This window comes from Ruegeria sp. H3, from assembly GCF_056533095.1.
In genome coordinates this window covers 49,626-70,134 of record NZ_JBQFOD010000004.1, presented here as the reverse complement: position 1 = coordinate 70,134, position 20,509 = coordinate 49,626, and the positions used below count along the sequence as shown (strand labels likewise).

The window sequence follows — 20,509 nt, the reverse complement described above, 5'->3', positions numbered from 1 at the left end:
TCGCTGTCTCCTCAGGATGCGGGGTTCAACACAAACCGCGCGGCCAGTTCCGTATGTGACGACCACCGAAATTGGTCAACAACCTGTACCCATTCAAGGGTGTAGCCTGCATTAACAAGCATTTTTGCATCGCGCGCGAAGGTCACCGGGTTACAGGACACATAAGCGATCACTGGGCGCAGCGCTTGTGCCAGTTCAGCCACCTGCGCCTCTGCCCCCGCGCGTGGTGGGTCCAGAATGACCGCATCAAAGGCCTTCAACTCATCGGGCATCAATGGGCGGCGAAACAGATCGCGCGCCTCGGTCGTGACGCGCTTCAACCCCGTCGCCCTGCGCCAGCCCTGATCCAGTGCTTGGGCCATCGCGGCTTCGCCCTCAACTGCATGAACCTCGGCCTTCTGAGCCAGAGGCAATGAAAACGTACCGCTGCCCGCGAACAGATCAACAACGCGCTTGGCACCTTCAGTTGCCTCTAAAACAGCCTGTGTTAGAGCCTGTTCGCCATCCTTCGTCGCCTGCAGGAACGCGCCCGGAGGCGGTGTGACCGTCGCCTGCCCGAACCGCTGAATTGGGGGCTGGCGCATGGCGATGACCTCACCATCCCAGCTGAGCCGGGCAAGCCCGTGCTTTTCGGTCGCTTGCGCAAGGGCCAGCTCTAACGGCCCATCCAGCGGCTTGCCACCCGTAACCGCAACATCCAGCCCGCCGTCGGACAAGGTCAGTGTCACGGCCAGAACGCCCTTGCGGCTGCCGCCCTGCATCGCAAGCGCTTCGGCCACGGGAATACCGGCGATCAATGCGGGATCCAGCAGATGGCAATCTGGGATTTCGGTGATCACGTCAGATGAGCGCCCGTGAAACCCGGCGAGCGTACCTTTCTTTGTGCGCCTCACAGCGACCGTTGCACGACGACGCGAGCGTTCGGGCGAGGTATGGATTGGACGCATAGGCGCCTCCAACCCCTGTGCGGACAACGCGTTTCGGACAACATCCACCTTCCAATCAGCAACAAAAGCGTCCGATGCATGCTGCAGCTGGCACCCGCCGCAGGCTTTGTAATGACGGCAAGGCGCTTTCACGCGTTGGTCCGATGGAGTTTCCACGCGGATGTCCGATAGAAACTGGCCCAGCAACGTACCCGAAACCACCTCACCCGGAAGGGTGCGGGGCGCATAGATCGGGCCGTCGGCGATGCCGTCGCCCTGATGGCCAAGCCGGTTTATGGTGTAGGTTTCGGTCATACCGGGCCTGATAACGGGGGTTTGGCCGCAACAAAACCCTTATTCGGCGGCTTCTGCCTGAATGAAACCACCAGACTGGCGATGCCAGAACCGCGCATACAGACCGCCCTGGTCCAACAGCGCGTCATGCGTACCGGTTTCGACGATGCGTCCCTCATCCAGAACGACGATCCGATCCATTTCGCTGAGTGTGGACAGACGGTGCGCAATGGCCAGAACGGTTTTGCCCTGCATGACCCGATGCAGCGCAGTCTGGATCGAGGCTTCGACCTCAGAATCCAACGCCGATGTGGCCTCATCCAGCACCAGGATCGGGGCATCTTTCAAAATGGCGCGGGCCAATGCGATCCGTTGTCGCTGCCCCCCACTGAGCTTCACACCGCGCTCACCCAGATGCGCATCATAGCCTTTGCGGCCCTGCGCATCCTCTAGACTCAGGATGAACTCATGCGCCTCGGCCTTTTCGGCGGCCTCGATCATTTCATCCTCGGATGCATCTGGGCGCCCATACAGGATATTTTCACGTGCGGACCGATTGAACATGGCCGTTTCCTGCGTGACCATGCCAATCTGACGGCGCAAACTGTCCTGCGTCACCTGCGAGACGTCCTGCCCATCAATGCGAATGGCGCCATTTTCCCCATCGTAGAGTCTGAGAAGTAGCGAAACGAGGGTAGATTTGCCTGCCCCGGATGCCCCGACAATCCCAAGCTTTTCGCCCGGTTTAATGGTCAATTCCAGTTCTGAAACGCCCCCGATTTCCCGGCCATAGGCAAAGCTGACGTCGTCAAATGTGATCGCGCCATGGGTCACTACCAGATCTTTGGCCTGCGATGCATCCTCGACCCGGTCGCGCTTGGCCAGGGTTTTCATCCCGTTCTCAATCTCACCAACATTGGCGTACAGCCCCATCAGCGTGAAGCTGACCCAACCAGTCATCTGCGAGATACGGACCGAAACAGCCCCTGCCGCCACGATATCACCGGTGGTCGCAACACCGCTCTGCCAAAGCCACAGCGTCGCCCCAATAAGCATCACGGGCAGCACACCCGCCAAAGTCATAAGAATGACCCGAAAGCTGGCCGAAAGTAGCCCGAACTCTAACGAACGCTCCCGCAGATCAACCATCGAATTGCGCGCTGCCTGATCCTCATGCCGGGCATGGGCAAACAGTTTGACCGTTTTGATATTGGTGATCGTATCGACGATTTGCCCCGACACCATTGCACGCGCACCTGCCCGTGCACCTGATCGTTTGCGAATACGCGGCAAATACCAACGCACCAGCAGAAAATAGACCGCCAACCAGGCAATAAAGGGCAGCATGACCAGAGGATGAATCGACCCTAACAAAAGCAAAGAGCCCACGAGAGAAGCCAAAGCAAAGACAATTGCGCTGATCGTTTCCGAGACGACCGAAGCCAGAGCTGTCGCGGTCTGAACCTGTTTCTGTGCAATCCGTCCTGCGAAATCATCGTCGAAATACGTGACAGACTGGCCCAGCGTCCATCGGTTCAGCTTGGCCAGAACAAGTGGCGGGATATTCGGCATGACCACATAGTTGTTCGAGAAGGCTGAGAACCCAAAAAACACTGGCCGCAACAGCATAAAGAACGCAACGCCGCCCAAAATCATCCATAGATTGCCACCAGTCAGAAACCCGTCCGGCCCGCTGGTCGTGGCCACATCGATGACACGACCCAGGATCCAGGCTGTTCCCGCCTCCATCGTACCGGCTGCTGCCGAGAAGAAGGCCGCGACAAAAAGCATGGGCCAAGCTCCGGATAGCGCCCAGCGAATGAACGCCCCCAACGTTTGTGGTGGGGGCGTTTCGATGTTTTTGAACGGGTTGATGAGGTCAGCGACCCTCATTCAGCGGCCTCCGGGTTCATGAAGCCACCAGATTGTCGCGCCCAGAACTGCGCGTAAAGGCCGCCCTGCGCCAAAAGATCGGCATGCGCGCCTTCTTCGACGATCCGGCCCGCATCCATCACCAGAATACGGTCCATCTGCGCAATGGTACTCAGCCTGTGGGCAATCGCGATCACGGTTTTACCTTGCATCATACCGTAGAGGGTTTCCTGAATGGACGCTTCAACCTCGGAATCTAGGGCAGATGTCGCCTCATCCAACAGCAAGATCGGCGCGTCCTTCAAAATCACCCTGGCAAGAGTCACCCGCTGCCGCTGACCGCCGGACAGTTTCACGCCCCGCTCACCCACATGCGCGTCATAGCCAGTCCGCCCCTGCGGGTCTTGCAGGTCAAGAATGAACTCGTGCGCCTCGGCCTGCTTCGCAGCGGCAATCATCTGTTCTTCAGTCGCATCCGGGCGACCATAAAGGATGTTGTCACGCACCGAACGGTGTAGCAACGCGCTGTCCTGCTGAACCATGCCGATATGCCCGCGCAAACTGTCTTGCGTGACTTGCGCGATGTTCTGATCGTCGATCAGGATCGCGCCCCGTTCGACGTCATAAAACCGCAAAAGCAGCTTAACTAGGGTCGATTTGCCTGCACCAGATCGACCAATCAGACCGATCTTTTCGCCCGGCTGAATGGTCAGGTTGATATGATCCAGACCACCCGTTTCACGACCGTAGTGGTGCGACAGATCGCGGATTTCGATCTGGCCTTTGCTGAGCTGCAACGGCTTTGAGCCGGGCGCGTCCAGCAGATCGATGGGCTGAGCAATCGTCTCCATCCCTTCGGCCACGATGCCAAGCTGGCGGAAGAAGCTGGTCAGCGCCCACATGATCCATCCGGTCATCGCGTTCAAGCGCAGGGTCAGCGCCGTTGCAGCCGCAACAACGCCAACCGAAGCGGTACCCTGCATCCAAAGGGTAATTGCCCAGCCAACAACCCCAACGATCAGAAAGCCGTTCAAAGTAACCAAAACCGCATCCATAATCGTAAATATCCGCATCTCGACCTGAAAGGTCCGACGCGTTTCCTCGATCGCTTCTCGCGCGTAATCAAGCTCCTGTCGGCCATGAGCAAACATCTTGACCGAGTGGATGTTGGTGTAGCTGTCGACAACCCGGCCCGTGACAGTCGAACGCGCATCAGATGCAGCCTGAGACGCGGGGCCGACTCGTTTCACCGTCCAGTGGACAAGCAGCCCATACAACGCAAACCAGATAAGCAAAGGGATCAGCAGGCGTGCATCAGCCGCATAAAGCAAGATCGCAGCACCAATCAAATAAGCCAGCGAGAATGAGATGGCGTCAAAGACCTGAAACACCACCTCGCCTGCCGCGGGCGGGGTTTGCATGATCCGGTTGGCAATGCGGCCTGCAAAGTCATTCTCGAACCAGCCAACGGACTGACGCAGAACGTGTTTATGTGCCCGCCAGCGGATCAGCGTACCAAAGTTCGGCAGGATCGTGTTGTTCAGCAGCAGCACATCGACCAGATGCAGCAGCGGACGCAACAGCAGGATAAAGCCTGCCATCAACAACAGCTCGGTCCCGTGGTTTTGCCAGACCTCTGCGGGGGTGCCCCCCAACAGGTCCACGACACGGCCCATATAGTAGATCAACCCGATCTCAACAGCAGCCACGATGATGGAAATCAGCGCAGCCCAAAAGAAAACCCGGAAAAATGGGCGCGAGTAATCCAGCATGAACGGCCACAGCCGTGTGGGTGGCTTATCGGTCTCACGATAGGCGACAAAAGGGTCAACGAGGTTTTCGAAATAGCGAAACATGGAGAGTGCTCCGATTGAGCAGAAATATAGACATGCGAAGAAGAATGGCGCCTGAACACCACCCTTTACGGGGAAAGTGCCCTGGCTTTAGCCGAACCAGATCCCGTAATACATTCGCATTCCTCCATCCATGAGTCTGCCGCACGTAACCACAAACAAAATCGTTTGTCATCCCTTTTTGAGACTTCACTTCAACCGGCCAGCAATTCCTCGCGGGTCAGGGTGAAGTCAGATGCGATCCACCGCGCCTCAAGCTCGGCCAGTTTCTTGCCCAGCGCGGGGCCGGTGAAGTTGGGGATCAGATCGGCGGCGCTGATCGGGAAACGTGCCGCTGCACCGTGATGGAGAGCTTGGCGCAAGTCCTCTGACCAGGGGTGTTCGAAGAAGGCACAGCGCAGCAAGGTTTCGTGCAGGCCTCCGTCGTCGCCGTAGCGATAGCCCAACTCTTCGATGCTGGTTGAGGCCTGCGCCTCCTCGCGCATTCGGGTCATGCGTTGCAGTTGCGCCCGGCTCAAGCGCAGTGTCGCGGCATCCTCGGGTGTGGCGATCGCGGCCAGCCTGCGCACCGGATCAGGTTCTGCGCCGGCTGCCTGTTCTATGGCTATCAGCGGGGCCATGGCACGGTCATCCGCACCGGGCAACAGATGAGCCAAGACACCCGCGCTGCGCATCGCAGCCACCGAGGGCGCAGGGTCTGGCGCGCCTAGCAGTTTTATCAGCTCAGCCCCGACCCGTTCACGGGATAGCGTTGTCAGCCCATCCAGATTGGACGCAATCGCAGCGAGCGCATCGGCGTCAAATCCGGCATCGGCGTCGCCATACCAGGCGTGAAACCGGAAATAGCGCAGCGAGCGCAGATAGTCCTCGCGGATGCGGTTTTCGGCCGTTCCAATAAACCGCACGCGCCGCGCCTGAAGGTCAGGCAAGCCTGACAGCGGGTCCAGCACCGTGCCGTCGGGCTGCGCGTAGATCGCGTTCATTGTGAAATCGCGGCGCGCGGCGTCTTCTTCAACGGTGTCGGCAAAGTCCACAACCGCACGGCGGCCATCGGTTTCCACATCGCGTCGAAAGGTCGTGACTTCATGTGGGGTATGATCGCAAACGATGGTAATCGTGCCGTGTTCCAACCCCGTCGGAATCGCCTTAAGGCCAGCCTTTTGAGCCAGTTCCATCACCCGTTCGGGATGCGCATCCGTGGCAATATCAATATCCGAAACGGGCGCGCCCAGCAGGGCGTTGCGCACGCATCCGCCCACGAACAGGGCCTGCGCCCCTCCTGTGGTGAGGGCTTCACAAACCGCCTGAGTCGCCGGGTCCGAAACCCAAGGCGCGCTGATCTGCTTCATTCACTTACCCGTGCTGCAAGCCCGCGCAATATGCGAGCCGTCGCGCCCCAGATGTAATAAGGACCATAGGGAACAGCGAAGTATTTCCGCCGTTGGCCACGCCACCGGCGCGACTCGATCACATAATTCTCGGGCTTTAGCAGATGTGCAAGTGGAACTGAGAAAACCTCATCCACTTCGCCCGGCTCGGGCACTGGATCAAAACCTTGGCGGATGATGGCCACAACCGGGGTAACAGCGAACGAGGTCACCGTTTCATGGCTGGGTAGAAAGCCGATCACTTCGGGCAACTCTGGATGCAGGCCAATTTCCTCATGCGCTTCGCGCAGGGCGGCGGCGGTGATATCCGCGTCACCTTCATCCTGTTTGCCCCCAGGAAAGGCGATCTGGCCGGGATGGTGTTTCAAAGCCGATGACCGCTTTGTCAGGATCAAACGCGGCACATCCCCGGAAACTGAGATCGGCACCAGAACCCCGGCCGGACGCAATTTGCGCCCGGGGGGAAGTACAGTTTCAGGGTTCAGATCAAAATCACTGGACCCATGGCCCGGACGATGCAACGCCGCAGCAATCTGATCCGTCGGATCATGCACCGCTGGCGTCTTCCGCATCAAAACCAACCGTCGCGGGATCCAGCACATAATGCGCCCCGCAAAACTGACAATCGGCAGTAACCTTGCATTCGGGCGTCGTCATCTTTTCAATGTCCCTAGCCGAATAGATCGATAAGCTTTGACGCACGCGTTCTTCCGAACAGGTGCAGCCAAACTGTACCATCTGCGCATCATAGACGCGTGGGCTTTCCTCGTGAAACAGGCGGATCAACAGATCAGTCGGCGCGATAGATGGGCCGATCAGTTCCAGATCATCAACGGTATCCAGAAGGATGTTGACCCGGCCCCAGTTTTCACCTTCTTCGCCGTCGACCAGATCGTTGGCGGTGAGGATTTCACCCGTCCCCTCACCCGAGGCCGCAAAAGGCGAAGCTTTGGGCATGTGCTGCAACATGATCCCACCGGCGCGCCAATGCTCACCCACTTCAGGTTCGGTCGATTTGCCGAAGCTCAGCGAGAAGCGGGTCGGCAGCTGTTCGGACTGGGCGAAGTATGCCTCGGCCGAGGCGCTGATCGACGCTCCGTCCAACGGAGTAATGCCCTGATAAGGCTGCGTGCCTTCGCCCTGATCGATCATGATCGCGAAATACCCTTCGCCCACCTGATCAAATGGGGCGCTGTTAGTCAGTCGATCCCGGTCAAAGCTGGCATAGGCGCGGATACGCGCCGGTTCACCTTCGACAGTGGGCGCATAATAATCGGTTGCTATCATGCGCACCGCGCCCTTGGATTGAACCTGTAACGACAGCTTCCAACGCAACGAAACGGTCTGGCCAATCAATGCTGTCAGCAAAGCCATCTCGGCCACCAGCGCCTCGACCTGTTCGGGATAGTCATGCTGCTTCAGGATGCCATCCAGCACCCCGTCCAGGCGGGCGACGCGGCCACGCATGTCCGACACATCAAGTTGAAAGGGCAGGACGGTATCGTCCCACGCGATTTTTGTTCCAAGAGACATGGGGTTTCCTTACACGCCACAGGTTGGCATACCGGCACCATATAGGTCACAGAGTTTGGGTTGTAAGGGGCCATACATGATCAGACGGTTTGGTGAAAGCCCTGAACCCGGGCGATCCTATACGCGCAGGGTAGGCGCTTATGCGTTGCTTCCACGCGAAAAGCACCTGCTTTTGACCTGTCAGACCGAACCGGGCCCCGATCTGCAACTGCCGGGCGGTGGTATTGATCCCGGCGAATCGCCCATTACCGCGCTGCATCGTGAGGTTTATGAGGAAACCGGATGGCGCATCGCCACGCCGGAACGCGTCGGCGCGTTTCGCCGCTTCACCTATATGCCCGAATACGATTTATGGGCCGAGAAGGTCTGCCTGATTTACCGCGCCCGCCCTGTCCTGCAATTGGGCCCGCCGACCGAAGCCTTTCACGAGGCGCTTTGGATGCACAGCGCGGATGCGGTTGAACTGTTGGGAAATGACGGCGACCGCCACTTTGCAGCCCTGCACCTGAACGGTCTTTAGTGCCCGTTATATTCAAAAAATACCGCCGAAACGTCGTCTCCCATGCCTTCGTTGGGCGGCATGCGCTGGGTCAGCCGCCAGAACATATCATCCAGAAATTCTGATCCACCCTGGCCAGACGCACAGTCCAACGCCATTTCACGCAGCCCCTCCTCCTCCAGCAGCCCGCCTTCTGCCAGGTGACATTCCGTGAAACCATCAGAGTGCAGCAAAAGCCGGTCACCTGGATTCAGCGTTGTTTCAACCTGCTGAAAACTCGCGTCTGGGATCAATCCTATAGGAAGGCCGCCATCACCAAGATATTCGGTGCTGCCATCCTGCCGCAGCAGCAACGGGTGCGGATGTCCGGCCTGCACCATTTTCATATGCCCGCTGCGCAGATCGACAATGGCGTAGACCATGGTGAAGTATTCCTCGATCCCGGTGTCCACCATCAAACGTGAATTGAGCGTTTCGGCCACTTGCTGCGGTGGCAACAGCGCATAGAACTTGTTCATCCGCTTTTCCAGCGCCACATTCTGATCGAAATGCTGGCTGGACAGATAGCCACCTAGTCGCGCGGTCATCATCGCTGACGTGATCCCATGGCCCGAGACATCGATACTGTAGAATCCCAATCGGTTCGGACCGGGCGAGAACATGCCCACCAGATCGCCGCCAATGTGACCGCAGGGCTTCAACAACAGACTGACCCGGGAAACACCGAACTCTCGCGTCAATTCCGGGACCAGTGATTCCTGTATCTTGCGGGCCTGTTTCAGGTCTTTGTCGATCGCATCATGGGCCAGCTTCAGTTCGTCGAGTGCAGATTCGATCAGTCGGTTCTTATCCGAAAGCTCTCTCTGCATATCCAATATGCGTGCGCCAGCAGAAATACGGGCCCGCAATTCATCTGCCTCTAGCGGCTTGATTAGAAAATCATCCGCCCCGGCATCCAGCCCACGCGCGACTTCCTGCTTTTCGCTTTTCGATGTCAGAAGGATGAAATAGCTGTAGTGTTCAGAATCGAGCGCGCGAAAATCACGGCAGAACTCCAGTCCGCTCATGCCTGGCATCACCCAATCGCTGAGCACGAGATCAGGTGCAAATTCAGCGCAAAGCTCCAGGGCCTTTTCACCGTTGTCTGCCTCAAGCACCTCAAATCCCCATTTCTTGAGCGAGGCCACCAGAATGCGCCTTTGCAGGCGGCTGTCATCCACGACCAGCACCTTTCGGATCGCACCGAAATCCAGTTCAGAACCGGTTTGTTCAAGACTTAGTGCTGACACCCTTTAACCCCAGGCTTCCTTCTTCAGGGACGCGGCAAACCTATCGCGCTGGGGTTTAACATCCCGTGAAGGCGCTATGGTCTTTGGCCTTAACCGCACATTTACCGGACATGCGTTAGCAAAGATCACCCTTATTCCGATTCAGGAGGATGACGATGATCCACTGGCCGCGAGTCAGACAATTGCGGGACGAGGTCGGCGCAGATGAAATTGATGAGGTCATCGAAATCTTTCTGGACGAGGTGCAGGAAGTGATCGCGCGCCTGCATGCCGATACCGAACGGCTTGAGTTGGAACAAAACCTGCATTTCCTCAAAGGCAGCGCCATGAGCTTGGGCTTCAATCAGTTCTCGAAACTCTGTCAGGATGGCGAACGCCGGGCTGCCGCCGGGCAAGCGGCAGAGGTGGATCTAACCGAAATCCTGGCCGTTTATGACGCATCCAAATCTGTGTTTCAGGCCGAATTACCTAGCAATCTGACCTAAATCACGAACTGTGCCAGCGTCTCATCTTCGGTGATGTCGGTATAGGTAAACCCGGCCTCATCCAGATGCGCAAACAGGCGCGCAAAATTCTCGGGCTTGCGGGTTTCGATCCCGATCAGGACTGACCCGAAGTTGCGCGCGGATTTCTTCATGTATTCAAACCGGGCAATGTCATCCTCGGGGCCTAGGATGTTCAGGAACTCTTTCAACGCGCCAGGGCGCTGCGGCAGGCGCAAAATGAAGTATTTCTTGACCCCGGAATAGCGCTGCGCGCGCTCCTTGACCTCGGGCAGGCGTTCAAAATCGAAATTGCCGCCCGATGTCACGCAAACAACAGTTTTGCCGCGAATAAAGCTTTGCACATCTGCAATCGCTTCGATTGCCAAGGCGCCAGCGGGTTCCAGCACGATGCCCTCGACATTCAGCATCTCGATCATGGTGGTGCAGATACGATCCTCAGATAGAACCAGCACATCTGACAGATGCCGTGATTTCAGCAATTCGAACGGCTTGGCCCCGATCTTCCCAACCGCCGCACCATCGACGAAATTGTCCACGTGATCCAACGCCACCGGATGCCCCGCCGCCATCGCCGCATGCAGACAGGCACCGCCCTTGGGTTCGACAAACAGGCAATGGGTGCGATCCCTGAACCAGGTCGCCACTCCAGCGGACATACCACCGCCACCCACAGGCAGCAGCACATGGTCAGGCACTTGGCCCAGCTGTTCTTCGATCTCAACCGCCAAAGACGCCTGACCTTCGATCACATCCTCATCATCAAAGGGAGACAGGAAATGCCCGCCCTGCGCCGCGCACCACGCCTGCGCCGCGGCCAAAGTGTCGTCGAAATAGTCCCCGGTCAGGTAAACCTCGATATTGTCACCACCAAAGATGCGGGTTTTTTGGATTTTTTGCTGCGGGGTCGTCACCGGCATGAAGATCACGCCCTTCACGCCCAGATGCTTGCACATATAGGCCACGCCCTGCGCGTGGTTGCCCGCGCTGGCGCAAACGAACAGGTCCTGCCCCTGCTGTTTGCGCATCGCATTAAACGCGCCACGAATCTTGTAGGACCGCACCGGGCTGAGGTCTTCGCGCTTCAGCCAAATATCCGCACCATAACGGTCGGACAAATGCGCGTTTCGCTGCAACGGTGTTGCAGGGAACACGGTACGCATCGCCTGTTCGGCGGTTCGGGCACAGGTCATGAAGTCAGTCATGACCGTTTCAGTGGCCTATCCTGACTAAAAGGGCAAGGAATACATATGTGTACGACGTGTCCGCCCTCATATGTTCAAAATAGGTATCCTGTCCCGTTCAGGCACGTTTTTGGGTGCGCCATCGCAATTCCCATGCATGGTCAACGCACATAACTTGCCCCCGCGTTCAAAACCCGCTAGGGGCCAGTCGTTCTTCGCACAAAGGGAAATCAGATGTCCGCGCCCAAGAAAGTTGTTTTGGCCTATTCCGGTGGCCTTGATACCTCGATCATTCTGAAATGGTTGCAGACCGAGTATGGTTGTGAGGTCGTGACCTTCACCGCCGATCTGGGTCAGGGCGAGGAGCTGGAACCCGCTCGTCAGAAGGCCGAGCTGCTGGGGATCAAGCCCGAAAACATCTACATTGAGGACATCCGCGAAGAGTTTGTCCGCGACTTTGTCTTCCCGATGTTCCGCGCCAATGCGCAGTACGAAGGACTGTACTTGCTGGGCACTTCGATCGCACGCCCGCTGATCTCGAAACGTCTGGTCGAAATTGCGCAAGCCACTGGGGCCGATGCCGTGGCCCATGGCGCGACGGGCAAGGGCAACGATCAGGTGCGCTTCGAACTGGCGGCTTACGCGCTGAACCCCGACATCAAGGTCATTGCACCTTGGCGTGAATGGGACCTGTCCAGCCGCACCAAGCTGCTGGAATTCGCCGAACAGAACCAGATCCCGATTGCCAAGGACAAACGGGGCGAGGCGCCCTTCTCGGTCGATGCCAACCTGCTGCACACCTCGTCCGAGGGCAAGGTACTGGAAGACCCCGCCGATATGGCGCCCGATTATGTCTATCAGCGCACCGTCCACCCCGAGGACGCGCCGAATGAGCCCGAGTTCATCGAGATCGGTTTCGAAAAAGGTGACGCCGTCAGCATCAATGGCGAGGCGATGAGCCCGGCCACCATCCTGACCAAGCTGAACGAATATGGCGGCAAGCACGGCATCGGTCGTCTGGACCTGGTCGAAGGCCGGTTCGTTGGCATGAAGTCGCGCGGTATTTATGAAACGCCCGGCGGCACCATCCTACTGGAAGCACATCGTGGTATCGAATCCATCACCATGGACCGCGGCGCAATGCATCTGAAAGACCAGCTCATGCCGCAATATGCGGAACTGATCTATAACGGCTTCTGGTACTCGCCTGAGCGCGAGATGCTGCAGGCCGCCATCGACAAATCGCAGGAACATGTCACCGGAACCGTGCGGGTGAAGCTATACAAAGGTCTGGCCTCAACAGTGGGCCGCTGGTCCGATCACTCGCTGTATTCCGAGGCGCATGTGACCTTCGAGGAAGATGCCGGCGCCTATGACCAGAAAGACGCGGCAGGCTTTATCCAGCTAAACGCGTTGCGCCTGAAACTGCTGGCTGCGCGCGACAAGCGGCTGAGCAAGTAAGCCGTCCCAGAACAATTTGGAAACCCGGCAATCCTTTGGATGCCGGGTTTTTTATATGCTGCTTCCCGTAGGGTCAGGCTTGCCTGTTGGGTCTGGATATCTTTACGCCTGCGTCAACCAAGAAGGGACGCTCAATGCTGCAAGATATCGCCGACGGAATTCAAAAAGGGCTGAACGGCAAAAGCTTTGATGGCTCGCTCAAGTTCGATTGCGGCGAGGCGGGTGTCATCGTGCTGGCCGACAATCAGGCCAGTACGCTGGATCGGGAAACCGACTGCACGATCCGGATTTCACAGGACAACCTGACCAAATTGCTGACTGGTAAGCTGAATCCGATGACCGGCGTGGCCATGGGCAAGCTCAAGATTTCGGGCAATATGGGCGTTGCGATGAAGCTGGGGCAGCTGCTGGGATAGACGATAAAATCGTCTCACCAGCGCGTGACAATCGATGTCAGCGCATTGCAAGGCGAGGCATCTACGGGCAGCTTGGTCTCGGAAGGAGACCTGCCATGACCCGGACTGCTTATCTCGATTGTATAAAACCCTCCTTACTTTTTGTGCTAATCTTGCTGGCGGCACTACTGCGCGCCCTGCCGGGTTCTGCCGCAGAAACCGAAACGCTAACGGTCGCCGGCGGATGTTTCTGGTGTGTCGAATCCGATTTTGAAACGGTACCCGGCGTAATTGGTGCGGTGTCCGGTTATACCGGTGGCACCACCGCCAACCCCAGCTACAAGGACGTGACCAAGGGCGAAACCGGCCATTATGAGGCGGTTCAGATCACCTTTGATCCCAGCAAAGTCTCTCGGGATACCTTGCTGGACATGTTCTTCCGTTCTGTTGATCCCACCGATGCAGGCGGACAGTTCTGCGACCGGGGTGACAGCTATCGCACAGCTATTTTCGTCTCTAACACAGGCGAAAAAGCCTTAGCCGAGCAAGCAAAGGCTGAGGCCCAATCCGCGCTCGGCCAAACCGTTGTGACGCCCATTCTACAGGAAACCACCTTTTATCCGGCCGAAGCCTATCATCAGGATTACTATAAGGGCGAAAAGGTTGTGTTCACCCGCTTTGGGCCCAAGCGCCAAAAGAACGCCTATAAGGCTTATCGCAAAGCCTGCGGTCGGGACGCGCGGGTCAAACAGCTTTGGGGTACAGATGCACCGTTTGCCGGGTCCTAATCGAACTGCGCGTCGCGCACCTCCCGCAGGTCCGGAATAACATCCGCCGTGCCGTGCCGTGTCACCATCAAGGCAGCGGCGCGGTTGGCTTGCAGAATTGCCTGTTCCATCGGCATACCCCGATCCATTCCCGCCAGCACGTAGCCGGTGAAAGTATCGCCTGCCCCGGTTGTATCCACGGCCTGCACCTTATGCGCAGCAAAATCGACCGGATCGCAGCCTTGCTGTAGATACCGCGCGCCCTTGGACCCAAGCGTCACGATCACATGTCGTACAGGCAGTTCGGCCGCACTTAGACCTGTTTCCTGTTTCAACTGTTCAGCTTCAACCTCATTCAGGATCAGGAAATCCAGATAGGGCAGCACGGCCTGAACCGCCTCGGCCTCGAACGGGGCAGCTGCATAGCAAACGGTCAGACCAAGCTCGCGCGCCATGCGGGCGGCCTCGACCTGTGCGTTGGTTTCATTCTGAAAAACAAGCAGATCGCCGGTGTTGGCAGACGCAAGCGCCTGCCCGATCTGTCCATCTTCAAGCGCGTGATTGGCGCCCGGATACAGAATGATCAGGTTCTCACCCTGCGCATCGACCGCAATGATAGCATGGCCCGTGGGGCTGCTGACCTCAGCTATGAACCGCGTGTCGACGCCATATTCCGTCAACCGCTCTTGTGCCCAGCGCCCATCGGCGCCAACCGCTCCGATATGGCTGACGTGTGATCCCGCCCGCGCGGCAGCCACCGACATATTGGCACCCTTGCCACCCAGAAACTTCTCGAGCCCGCTTGCCGCCAGAGTTTCCCCCGGCGCAGGCAGATGCGGCAAGGCATAGACCATATCCGCGTTGATCGAGCCGAGGTTCCAGATTGTCATCGCTTACCCAATCTCACACGAGGCCAGAATGGCCATGTTCAGGATATCATTGGCTGTTGAAACCGTCGAACAAATCTGAATTTGCTTACCTATGCCGGACAAGATCGGGCCAATCACGGTGGCCCCGCCCATTTCCTGCATCAACTTGGTTGAAATGCTGGCCGAATGGCGCGCGGGCACGATCAGAATGTTGGCCGGGCCGGTGAGGCGCTGAAACGGATACGCCTCCTGCTGGTCCACATTCAGCGCAACATCGACGGTCATCTCACCTTCGTATTCGAAATCCACGCCGCGTTGATCAAGCACTGCGGGGGCCACGTGCATTTTCTCGGCCCGTTCCGAGACCGGATAGCCAAAGGTTGAGAAACTGACAAAAGCCACCCGAGGCTCTAGCCCCATATGGCGGGCCACGGCTGCAGCGCGCTCGGCGATATTGGCCAGATCATTTTCGTCCGGCCATTCATGAACCAGTGTGTCACCGATCAGAACAATCCGCCCCTTATGCAACAGCGCGGTTACACCCGCAGCGCCATGTTGCGCATCGGCGTCAAACACGTGGTTTATGCGATCCAACACATGCGCCGATTTTCGGGTCGCGCCAGTGACCAGACCGTCACCATGCCCGTGGGCCAGCATAAGCGATGAAAACACGTGCCGGTCCCGCGCCGCCAGACGATGAATATCCTTGTGATCAAAGCCTTTGCGTTGAAGGCGCTGATACAGGAAGTCCTTGTAGCTGTCCAAATGGGTGGTATTGGCCGCGTTGACAACTTCAAGCTCGCGCACCGCGTCACCCAGTCCAGCTGCTTCCAGCTTTTGCTTCACATCGTCTTGGCGGCCAACCACCATCGCTTTGCCGAAGCCAGAGCGCTGATACATCACCGCAGCGCGCAAGACGCGGGGATCGTCGCCCTCGGCAAAGATCATCCGGCTTTGCGCCTGACGCGCACGGGCGTTTAGACCGCGCAGGATGCTGGCGGTCGGATCCATGCGGGATTTCAGGCTCAGCTCATAGGCGTCCATGTCGATGATCGGACGGCGGGCCGCGCCTGTATCCATCCCAGCCTTCGCCACGGCGGGTGGGATACGGTGGATCAGGCGTGGGTCAAACGGCGTCGGGATGATGTAATCGCGGCCAAAGGTCAGCGACTTGCCATAGGCCATCGCGACCTCATCCGGCACATCCTCACGCGCCAGACGGGCCAGAGCATGGGCACAGGCAATCTTCATCTCGTCATTGATGGCCCGAGCGTGAATGTCTAAAGCGCCCCGGAACAGGTATGGGAAACCCAATACGTTGTTGACCTGATTGGGATAATCGCTGCGCCCGGTCGCGACGATCGCATCCACGCGGACCTCATGCGCCTCTTCCGGTGTGATCTCAGGGTCGGGGTTCGCCATCGCGAAAATCACCGGATTATCGGCCATGCTGGCAACCATATCCTGCGTCACGGCGCCCTTGACCGAAACGCCCAGGAACACATCCGCACCCTTCATGGCATCTTCCAGCGACCGCAGATCGGTCGAGATCGCATGGGCCGATTTCCACTGGTTCATCCCTTCGGTCCGGCCCTGATAGATCACGCCCTTTGTGTCACAGACGATGCAGTTCTCGTGCCGCGCGCCCATCGACTTGAGCAGCTCGATACAGGCGATCCCCGCAGCCCCCGCACCGTTCAGTACAATCTTAACGTCCTCGATCTTTTTGCCCGAAATATGCAGCGCGTTCAGCAGACCCGCCGCGCAGATCACAGCCGTGCCGTGCTGGTCATCGTGGAAGACGGGGATATCCATCTCTTCCTTCAGGCGCTGTTCGATGATGAAACACTCGGGCGCCTTGATATCTTCCAGATTGATGCCGCCAAAGGTCGGCCCCATCAACCGCACCGCGCGGCAGAACTCATCCGGGTCTTCGGTGTCCAACTCGATATCGATCGAGTTCACGTCCGCAAACCGTTTGAAGAGAACCGATTTCCCTTCCATCACCGGCTTCGAGCCCAGTGCACCAAGGTTACCCAGGCCCAGCACAGCTGTTCCGTTTGAGATCACAGCAACCAGGTTGCCCTTATTGGTATAGTCATACGCGGTCTCAGGTGCCTCGGCGATGGCTTCACATGGAACAGCGACGCCGGGGCTATAGGCCAGCGATAGATCGCGCTGCGTAGTCATGGGGACGGTGGCCTGCACTTCCCACTTGCCGGGGGTTGGGTCCAGGTGAAAGGCCAGCGCCTCTTCTTTGGTGATCTTCGCTTTGGGCATTTTGAACGTCGTTTCCATGACTTCGGGGCTGATGCCTCATAGCGCAGGCAGGCGCGCGCCTCAACGGGAATGAGTTTTCGGCTTTTACAGAAGATGCGGGGTTTGTAAGGTCGCGTCCGGAACACGCCAGAAGGGGGCCACTTTTGTCCACAGTCACGCCGATGATGGCGCAGTATCTTGAGATCAAAGAGGCCCATGCCGACGCCCTGCTGTTCTACCGTATGGGCGATTTCTACGAAATGTTCTTCGAGGATGCCGTAAATGCTGCCGAGGCGTTAGACATCGCCCTGACCAAGCGCGGCAAACACAATGGCGACGACATCCCGATGTGCGGTGTCCCGGTTCATGCGGCCGAGGGCTATTTGCTGACCCTCATCCGCAAAGGGTTCCGCGTGGCCGTCTGCGAACAAATGGAAAGCCCAGCCGAAGCGAAGAAAAGAGGCTCTAAATCGGTCGTAAAGCGCGGTGTTGTGCGTTTGGTGACTCCGGGAACGCTGACAGAAGACGCCCTGCTTGAAGCCCGCCGCCACAACTTTCTGGCCACTTATGCTGAGGTCCGGGATGAGGCCGCACTGGCCTGGGCCGACATCTCGACCGGGGCATTTCATGTGATGCCTTTAACCTCCGTGCGCCTCAGTCCCGAGCTGGCCCGACTCGCCCCTTCCGAGCTGATCGTTGCCGACGGGATGGAGCAATCGCTGAACGAAACCGTCCGCGACCTTGGGATTTCGCTGACGCCTGTCGGGCGGGCCAGTTTCGACAGTACCGCAGCGGAAAAACGCATCTGCGGGTTGTTTCATGTGGGCGCGCTGGAGGCGTTCGGGTCCTTTGGCCGGGCTGAGATTTCGGCCATGGGTGCCTTGATCGACTATCTTGAGATCACGCAGAAGGGCAAACTGCCCTTGCTGCAAACACCAATGAAGGAATCCGAAGACCGTGTGGTGCAGATCGATGCCGCCACGCGCCGTAATCTGGAACTAACCCGATCTCTGTCGGGCGGTCGCGCCGGATCGTTGTTGTCGGTGGTTGACCGCACAGTCACGCCGGGCGGGGCACGGTTGCTGGAACAACGCCTCTCAAGCCCGTCCCGCAATTTGGATGTGATTCATGCCCGTCTGGACGCTGTCAGCTTTGCCGCCGAAGACAGCCTGATCGCCTCGGACCTGCGCGAAGCCCTGCGCAAAACCCCCGATCTGGACCGCGCCCTGTCTCGCCTGTCCCTCGAACGTGGCGGGCCCCGCGATCTGGCCGCCATCCGCAACGGCCTGACCCAAGCCTCCGCAATTGCGGGCATCTGCGTAGGGCAGGATCTGCCTGTCCTGCTGGCAACCGCCTTGCAAAACCTCGTTGGTTTTGACGACCTTCTGAACCTGCTGGATGAAGCCTTGGTGGCCGAGCCCCCCTTGCTGGCCCGCGACGGAGGTTTCATCGCCCCCGGCTTTGACCCCGAACTGGACGAAGCGCGCACCCTGCGCGACGAAGGCCGATCTGTCATCGCTGGGTTTCAACAGAAATATGCGGAACACACCGGTATCACGTCGCTGAAGATCAAGCACAACAACGTGTTGGGCTATTTCATCGAAACAACGGCTACGCATGCCGAGAAAATGCTGAACCCGCCGTTTTCTGAAAAATATATCCATCGCCAAACCACCGCCAATCAGGTGCGGTTTACCACCGTCGAACTCTCGGAGATCGAAACCCGTATCTTGAATGCTGGAAACTTGGCGCTTGAGATTGAAAAGAGGCTCTATAAAAGGCTTTCTGACGAAATTTTGGCTCTCGCCGCCCGCCTCAATCAAGCCGCCCGAGGACTGGCCGAGCTAGATCTGACCACCGCTCTGGCCGATCTTGCACGCGGTGAGAATTGGTGTCGCGCACAGGTCGACACCTCGCGCGCCTTTGAGGTTCAGGGCGGACGCCACCCGGTGGTCGAACACGCGCTGCGCCAACAAAGCGGCGACGCCTTCGTCGCCAATGACTGCGACCTCAGCGCCGAAGACGGGGCTGCCATCTGGTTGCTGACCGGTCCCAACATGGCCGGTAAATCAACCTTCCTCCGCCAGAACGCCCTGATCGCCCTACTGGCCCAAATGGGCAGCTACGTCCCAGCGGAACAAGCACATATCGGCCTTGTCAGCCAGCTTTTCAGCCGCGTCGGAGCGTCAGACGATCTGGCCCGAGGCCGCTCGACCTTTATGGTCGAGATGGTCGAAACCGCTGCTATTCTGAATCAGGCCGATGATCGCGCCCTGGTCATTCTGGATGAAATCGGCCGCGGAACCGCCACCTATGACGGCCTCTCCATCGCTTGGGCCACGCTAGAACACCTGCATGCCGCCAACCAATGCCGCGCCTTGTTTGCCACGCATTACCACGAACTCACTGCGCTTGCCGGAAAGCTCAAGGGAGTCGACAACGCCACCGTCACCGTGAAGGAATGGGAAGGTGAGGTCATCTTCCTGCACGAGGTTCACAAGGGCGCCGCCGACCGGTCCTATGGTGTACAGGTCGCCCAACTGGCGGGTCTGCCTGCCTCAGTTGTTGAACGTGCCCGCATCTTATTGGATCAACTGGAAAAAACAGAGCGTGAGGGCGGTAAACAAAAATCCCTGATTGACGACCTTCCGCTCTTCTCTGCCACTCCACCACCGCCGCCTGCACCGAGAGCCTCACCGGTCGCGGACATGCTGAACGACATCCTGCCCGACGAGCTGACCCCTCGCGAAGCACTCGACCTGATCTACAAGCTGAAAGAGGCGGCCAAATCCTGACCGCCCCTTCTTCTGTTCAAAAATACCTCCGCCGGAGGCTTGGCCTCGCAGAGGCCAATCAGCTCGCAGGTGTCGACGACACGCCAACCTGCGCCGGGCGCAGCAAGCGGTCGTGCAACATGAACCCTTCAGCCGAAACCTGAATGATGTCCCCCGCGCGTGTTCCCGGTACTGGCGCTTCAAACATCGCCTCATGCACATTAGGATCGAACCGATCACCAACTTCAGGCGTGATCACCTCAATCCCATGCTTCTGAAAAACATCTTTCAGCGCCCGCATGGTCAGTTCAACACCTTCCAACAGGGGGCCAGCAACCTCTTTCTGCTCATCGGTCGCGGCCTCAAGCGCGCGCTTCATGTTGTCGTAAACCGGCAGCATGTCGCGGGCCAGCTTTGATCCGCCATACTGTTCTGCGTCTCGACGCGCTTTGTCGCCACGCTTGCGCGCATTCTCTGCATCCGCCAACGCGCGCATGAACTTGTCTTTGTAATCGTCCCGCTCAGCGCGCAGCGCGTCGACTTCCAACGCCTCTTCGCTGATATCCATCAGCTCTTCAGCCAGCTCTTCCGCTTCGGCCGTTGCGATATCGTCCAGAAAATCTTCGTTCTTGGGCTCTGCCAT

General features: G+C 58.3%; 17 protein-coding genes. 6 read left to right on the top strand and 11 right to left on the bottom strand.

The window, feature by feature from the left end; all coding sequences use genetic code 11:
• Positions 1-11: 11 nt before the first annotated feature.
• The 6 genes from ACR0JE_RS06425 to hslO form a co-directional block, all read right to left on the bottom strand.
• Positions 12-1,241 carry a class I SAM-dependent RNA methyltransferase gene (locus ACR0JE_RS06425; RefSeq protein ID WP_480863556.1) on the bottom strand — a complete coding sequence of 410 codons (1,230 nt, stop codon included), beginning with the start codon at positions 1,239-1,241 and terminating at the stop codon, positions 12-14.
• Positions 1,242-1,280: 39 nt separating this feature from the next.
• On the bottom strand, positions 1,281-3,113 hold the full coding sequence (locus ACR0JE_RS06420; protein WP_480863555.1) for an ABC transporter ATP-binding protein: 1,833 nt from the start codon (positions 3,111-3,113) through the stop codon (positions 1,281-1,283).
• Complete coding sequence (locus ACR0JE_RS06415) at positions 3,110-4,948, bottom strand: ABC transporter ATP-binding protein (RefSeq protein ID WP_480863554.1); 1,839 nt, start codon at positions 4,946-4,948, stop codon at positions 3,110-3,112. Before ACR0JE_RS06415 ends, ACR0JE_RS06420 begins: the two co-directional genes overlap by 4 nt.
• A 191-nt stretch (positions 4,949-5,139) precedes the next feature.
• Positions 5,140-6,294, bottom strand: coding sequence for a CCA tRNA nucleotidyltransferase (locus ACR0JE_RS06410; RefSeq protein ID WP_480863553.1), 1,155 nt, complete (start codon positions 6,292-6,294; stop codon positions 5,140-5,142).
• Positions 6,291-6,905: a CoA pyrophosphatase gene (locus ACR0JE_RS06405; RefSeq protein WP_480550475.1), complete on the bottom strand. Its 615-nt coding sequence runs from the start codon at positions 6,903-6,905 to the stop codon at positions 6,291-6,293. The genes ACR0JE_RS06410 and ACR0JE_RS06405 overlap by 4 nt, the downstream gene beginning before the upstream one ends.
• Positions 6,880-7,866 (bottom strand): Hsp33 family molecular chaperone HslO, encoded by a 987-nt coding sequence (gene hslO, locus ACR0JE_RS06400; RefSeq protein WP_480863552.1) that lies wholly within the window; start codon positions 7,864-7,866, stop codon positions 6,880-6,882. The genes ACR0JE_RS06405 and hslO overlap by 26 nt, the downstream gene beginning before the upstream one ends.
• A gap of 76 nt (positions 7,867-7,942) precedes the next feature.
• Between hslO and ACR0JE_RS06395 the strand changes: the two genes are divergently transcribed.
• On the top strand, positions 7,943-8,386 hold the full coding sequence (locus tag ACR0JE_RS06395) for an NUDIX hydrolase (protein ID WP_480543696.1): 444 nt from the start codon (positions 7,943-7,945) through the stop codon (positions 8,384-8,386).
• On the opposite strand, the gene ACR0JE_RS06390 is transcribed toward ACR0JE_RS06395, so the two are convergent.
• Positions 8,383-9,654: a PP2C family protein-serine/threonine phosphatase gene (locus tag ACR0JE_RS06390; RefSeq protein WP_480543698.1), complete on the bottom strand. Its 1,272-nt coding sequence runs from the start codon at positions 9,652-9,654 to the stop codon at positions 8,383-8,385. The genes ACR0JE_RS06395 and ACR0JE_RS06390 overlap by 4 nt on opposite strands.
• Before the next feature lie 155 nt (positions 9,655-9,809).
• Here ACR0JE_RS06390 and ACR0JE_RS06385 point away from each other — a divergent pair, with 155 nt between their 5' ends.
• The gene (locus ACR0JE_RS06385; protein ID WP_480550467.1) at positions 9,810-10,139 is read left to right on the top strand and encodes an Hpt domain-containing protein; all 330 of its coding nucleotides are present in this window, start codon (positions 9,810-9,812) and stop codon (positions 10,137-10,139) included.
• Here the strand turns inward: ACR0JE_RS06385 and ilvA are convergent.
• Positions 10,136-11,362, bottom strand: a complete 1,227-nt coding sequence (gene ilvA, locus ACR0JE_RS06380; RefSeq protein WP_480863551.1) for a threonine ammonia-lyase IlvA — start codon at positions 11,360-11,362, stop codon at positions 10,136-10,138. The two genes, ACR0JE_RS06385 and ilvA, sit on opposite strands and share 4 nt — an antisense overlap.
• A 213-nt stretch (positions 11,363-11,575) precedes the next feature.
• Between ilvA and ACR0JE_RS06375 the strand changes: the two genes are divergently transcribed.
• The 3 genes from ACR0JE_RS06375 (at position 11,576) to msrA (ending at position 13,985) form a co-directional block, all read left to right on the top strand.
• Positions 11,576-12,802, top strand: coding sequence for an argininosuccinate synthase (locus ACR0JE_RS06375; protein ID WP_480863550.1), 1,227 nt, complete (start codon positions 11,576-11,578; stop codon positions 12,800-12,802).
• A 134-nt stretch (positions 12,803-12,936) separates the two neighbouring features.
• On the top strand, positions 12,937-13,218 hold the full coding sequence (locus ACR0JE_RS06370; protein ID WP_480543702.1) for an SCP2 sterol-binding domain-containing protein: 282 nt from the start codon (positions 12,937-12,939) through the stop codon (positions 13,216-13,218).
• 95 nt (positions 13,219-13,313) lie between these two features.
• On the top strand, positions 13,314-13,985 hold the full coding sequence (gene msrA / locus ACR0JE_RS06365; RefSeq protein WP_480543703.1) for a peptide-methionine (S)-S-oxide reductase MsrA: 672 nt from the start codon (positions 13,314-13,316) through the stop codon (positions 13,983-13,985).
• Here msrA and ACR0JE_RS06360 read toward each other — a convergent pair.
• Positions 13,982-14,854 carry a ribokinase gene (locus tag ACR0JE_RS06360; protein WP_480543704.1) on the bottom strand — a complete coding sequence of 291 codons (873 nt, stop codon included), beginning with the start codon at positions 14,852-14,854 and terminating at the stop codon, positions 13,982-13,984. The genes msrA and ACR0JE_RS06360 overlap by 4 nt on opposite strands.
• Before the next feature lie 3 nt (positions 14,855-14,857).
• Entirely contained in the window at positions 14,858-17,113 is a 2,256-nt protein-coding gene (locus ACR0JE_RS06355; protein ID WP_480863549.1) for an NADP-dependent malic enzyme, read from the bottom strand.
• A gap of 161 nt (positions 17,114-17,274) precedes the next feature.
• On the opposite strand from ACR0JE_RS06355, the gene mutS reads away from it, so the two are divergent.
• A complete protein-coding gene (gene mutS, locus ACR0JE_RS06350) occupies positions 17,275-19,887 on the top strand; it encodes a DNA mismatch repair protein MutS (protein ID WP_480863732.1) in 2,613 nt (870 codons plus the stop codon).
• Positions 19,888-19,945: 58 nt separating this feature from the next.
• Here mutS and ACR0JE_RS06345 read toward each other — a convergent pair whose 3' ends face one another.
• Positions 19,946-20,509 carry a nucleotide exchange factor GrpE gene (locus ACR0JE_RS06345; RefSeq protein ID WP_170534249.1) on the bottom strand — a complete coding sequence of 188 codons (564 nt, stop codon included), beginning with the start codon at positions 20,507-20,509 and terminating at the stop codon, positions 19,946-19,948.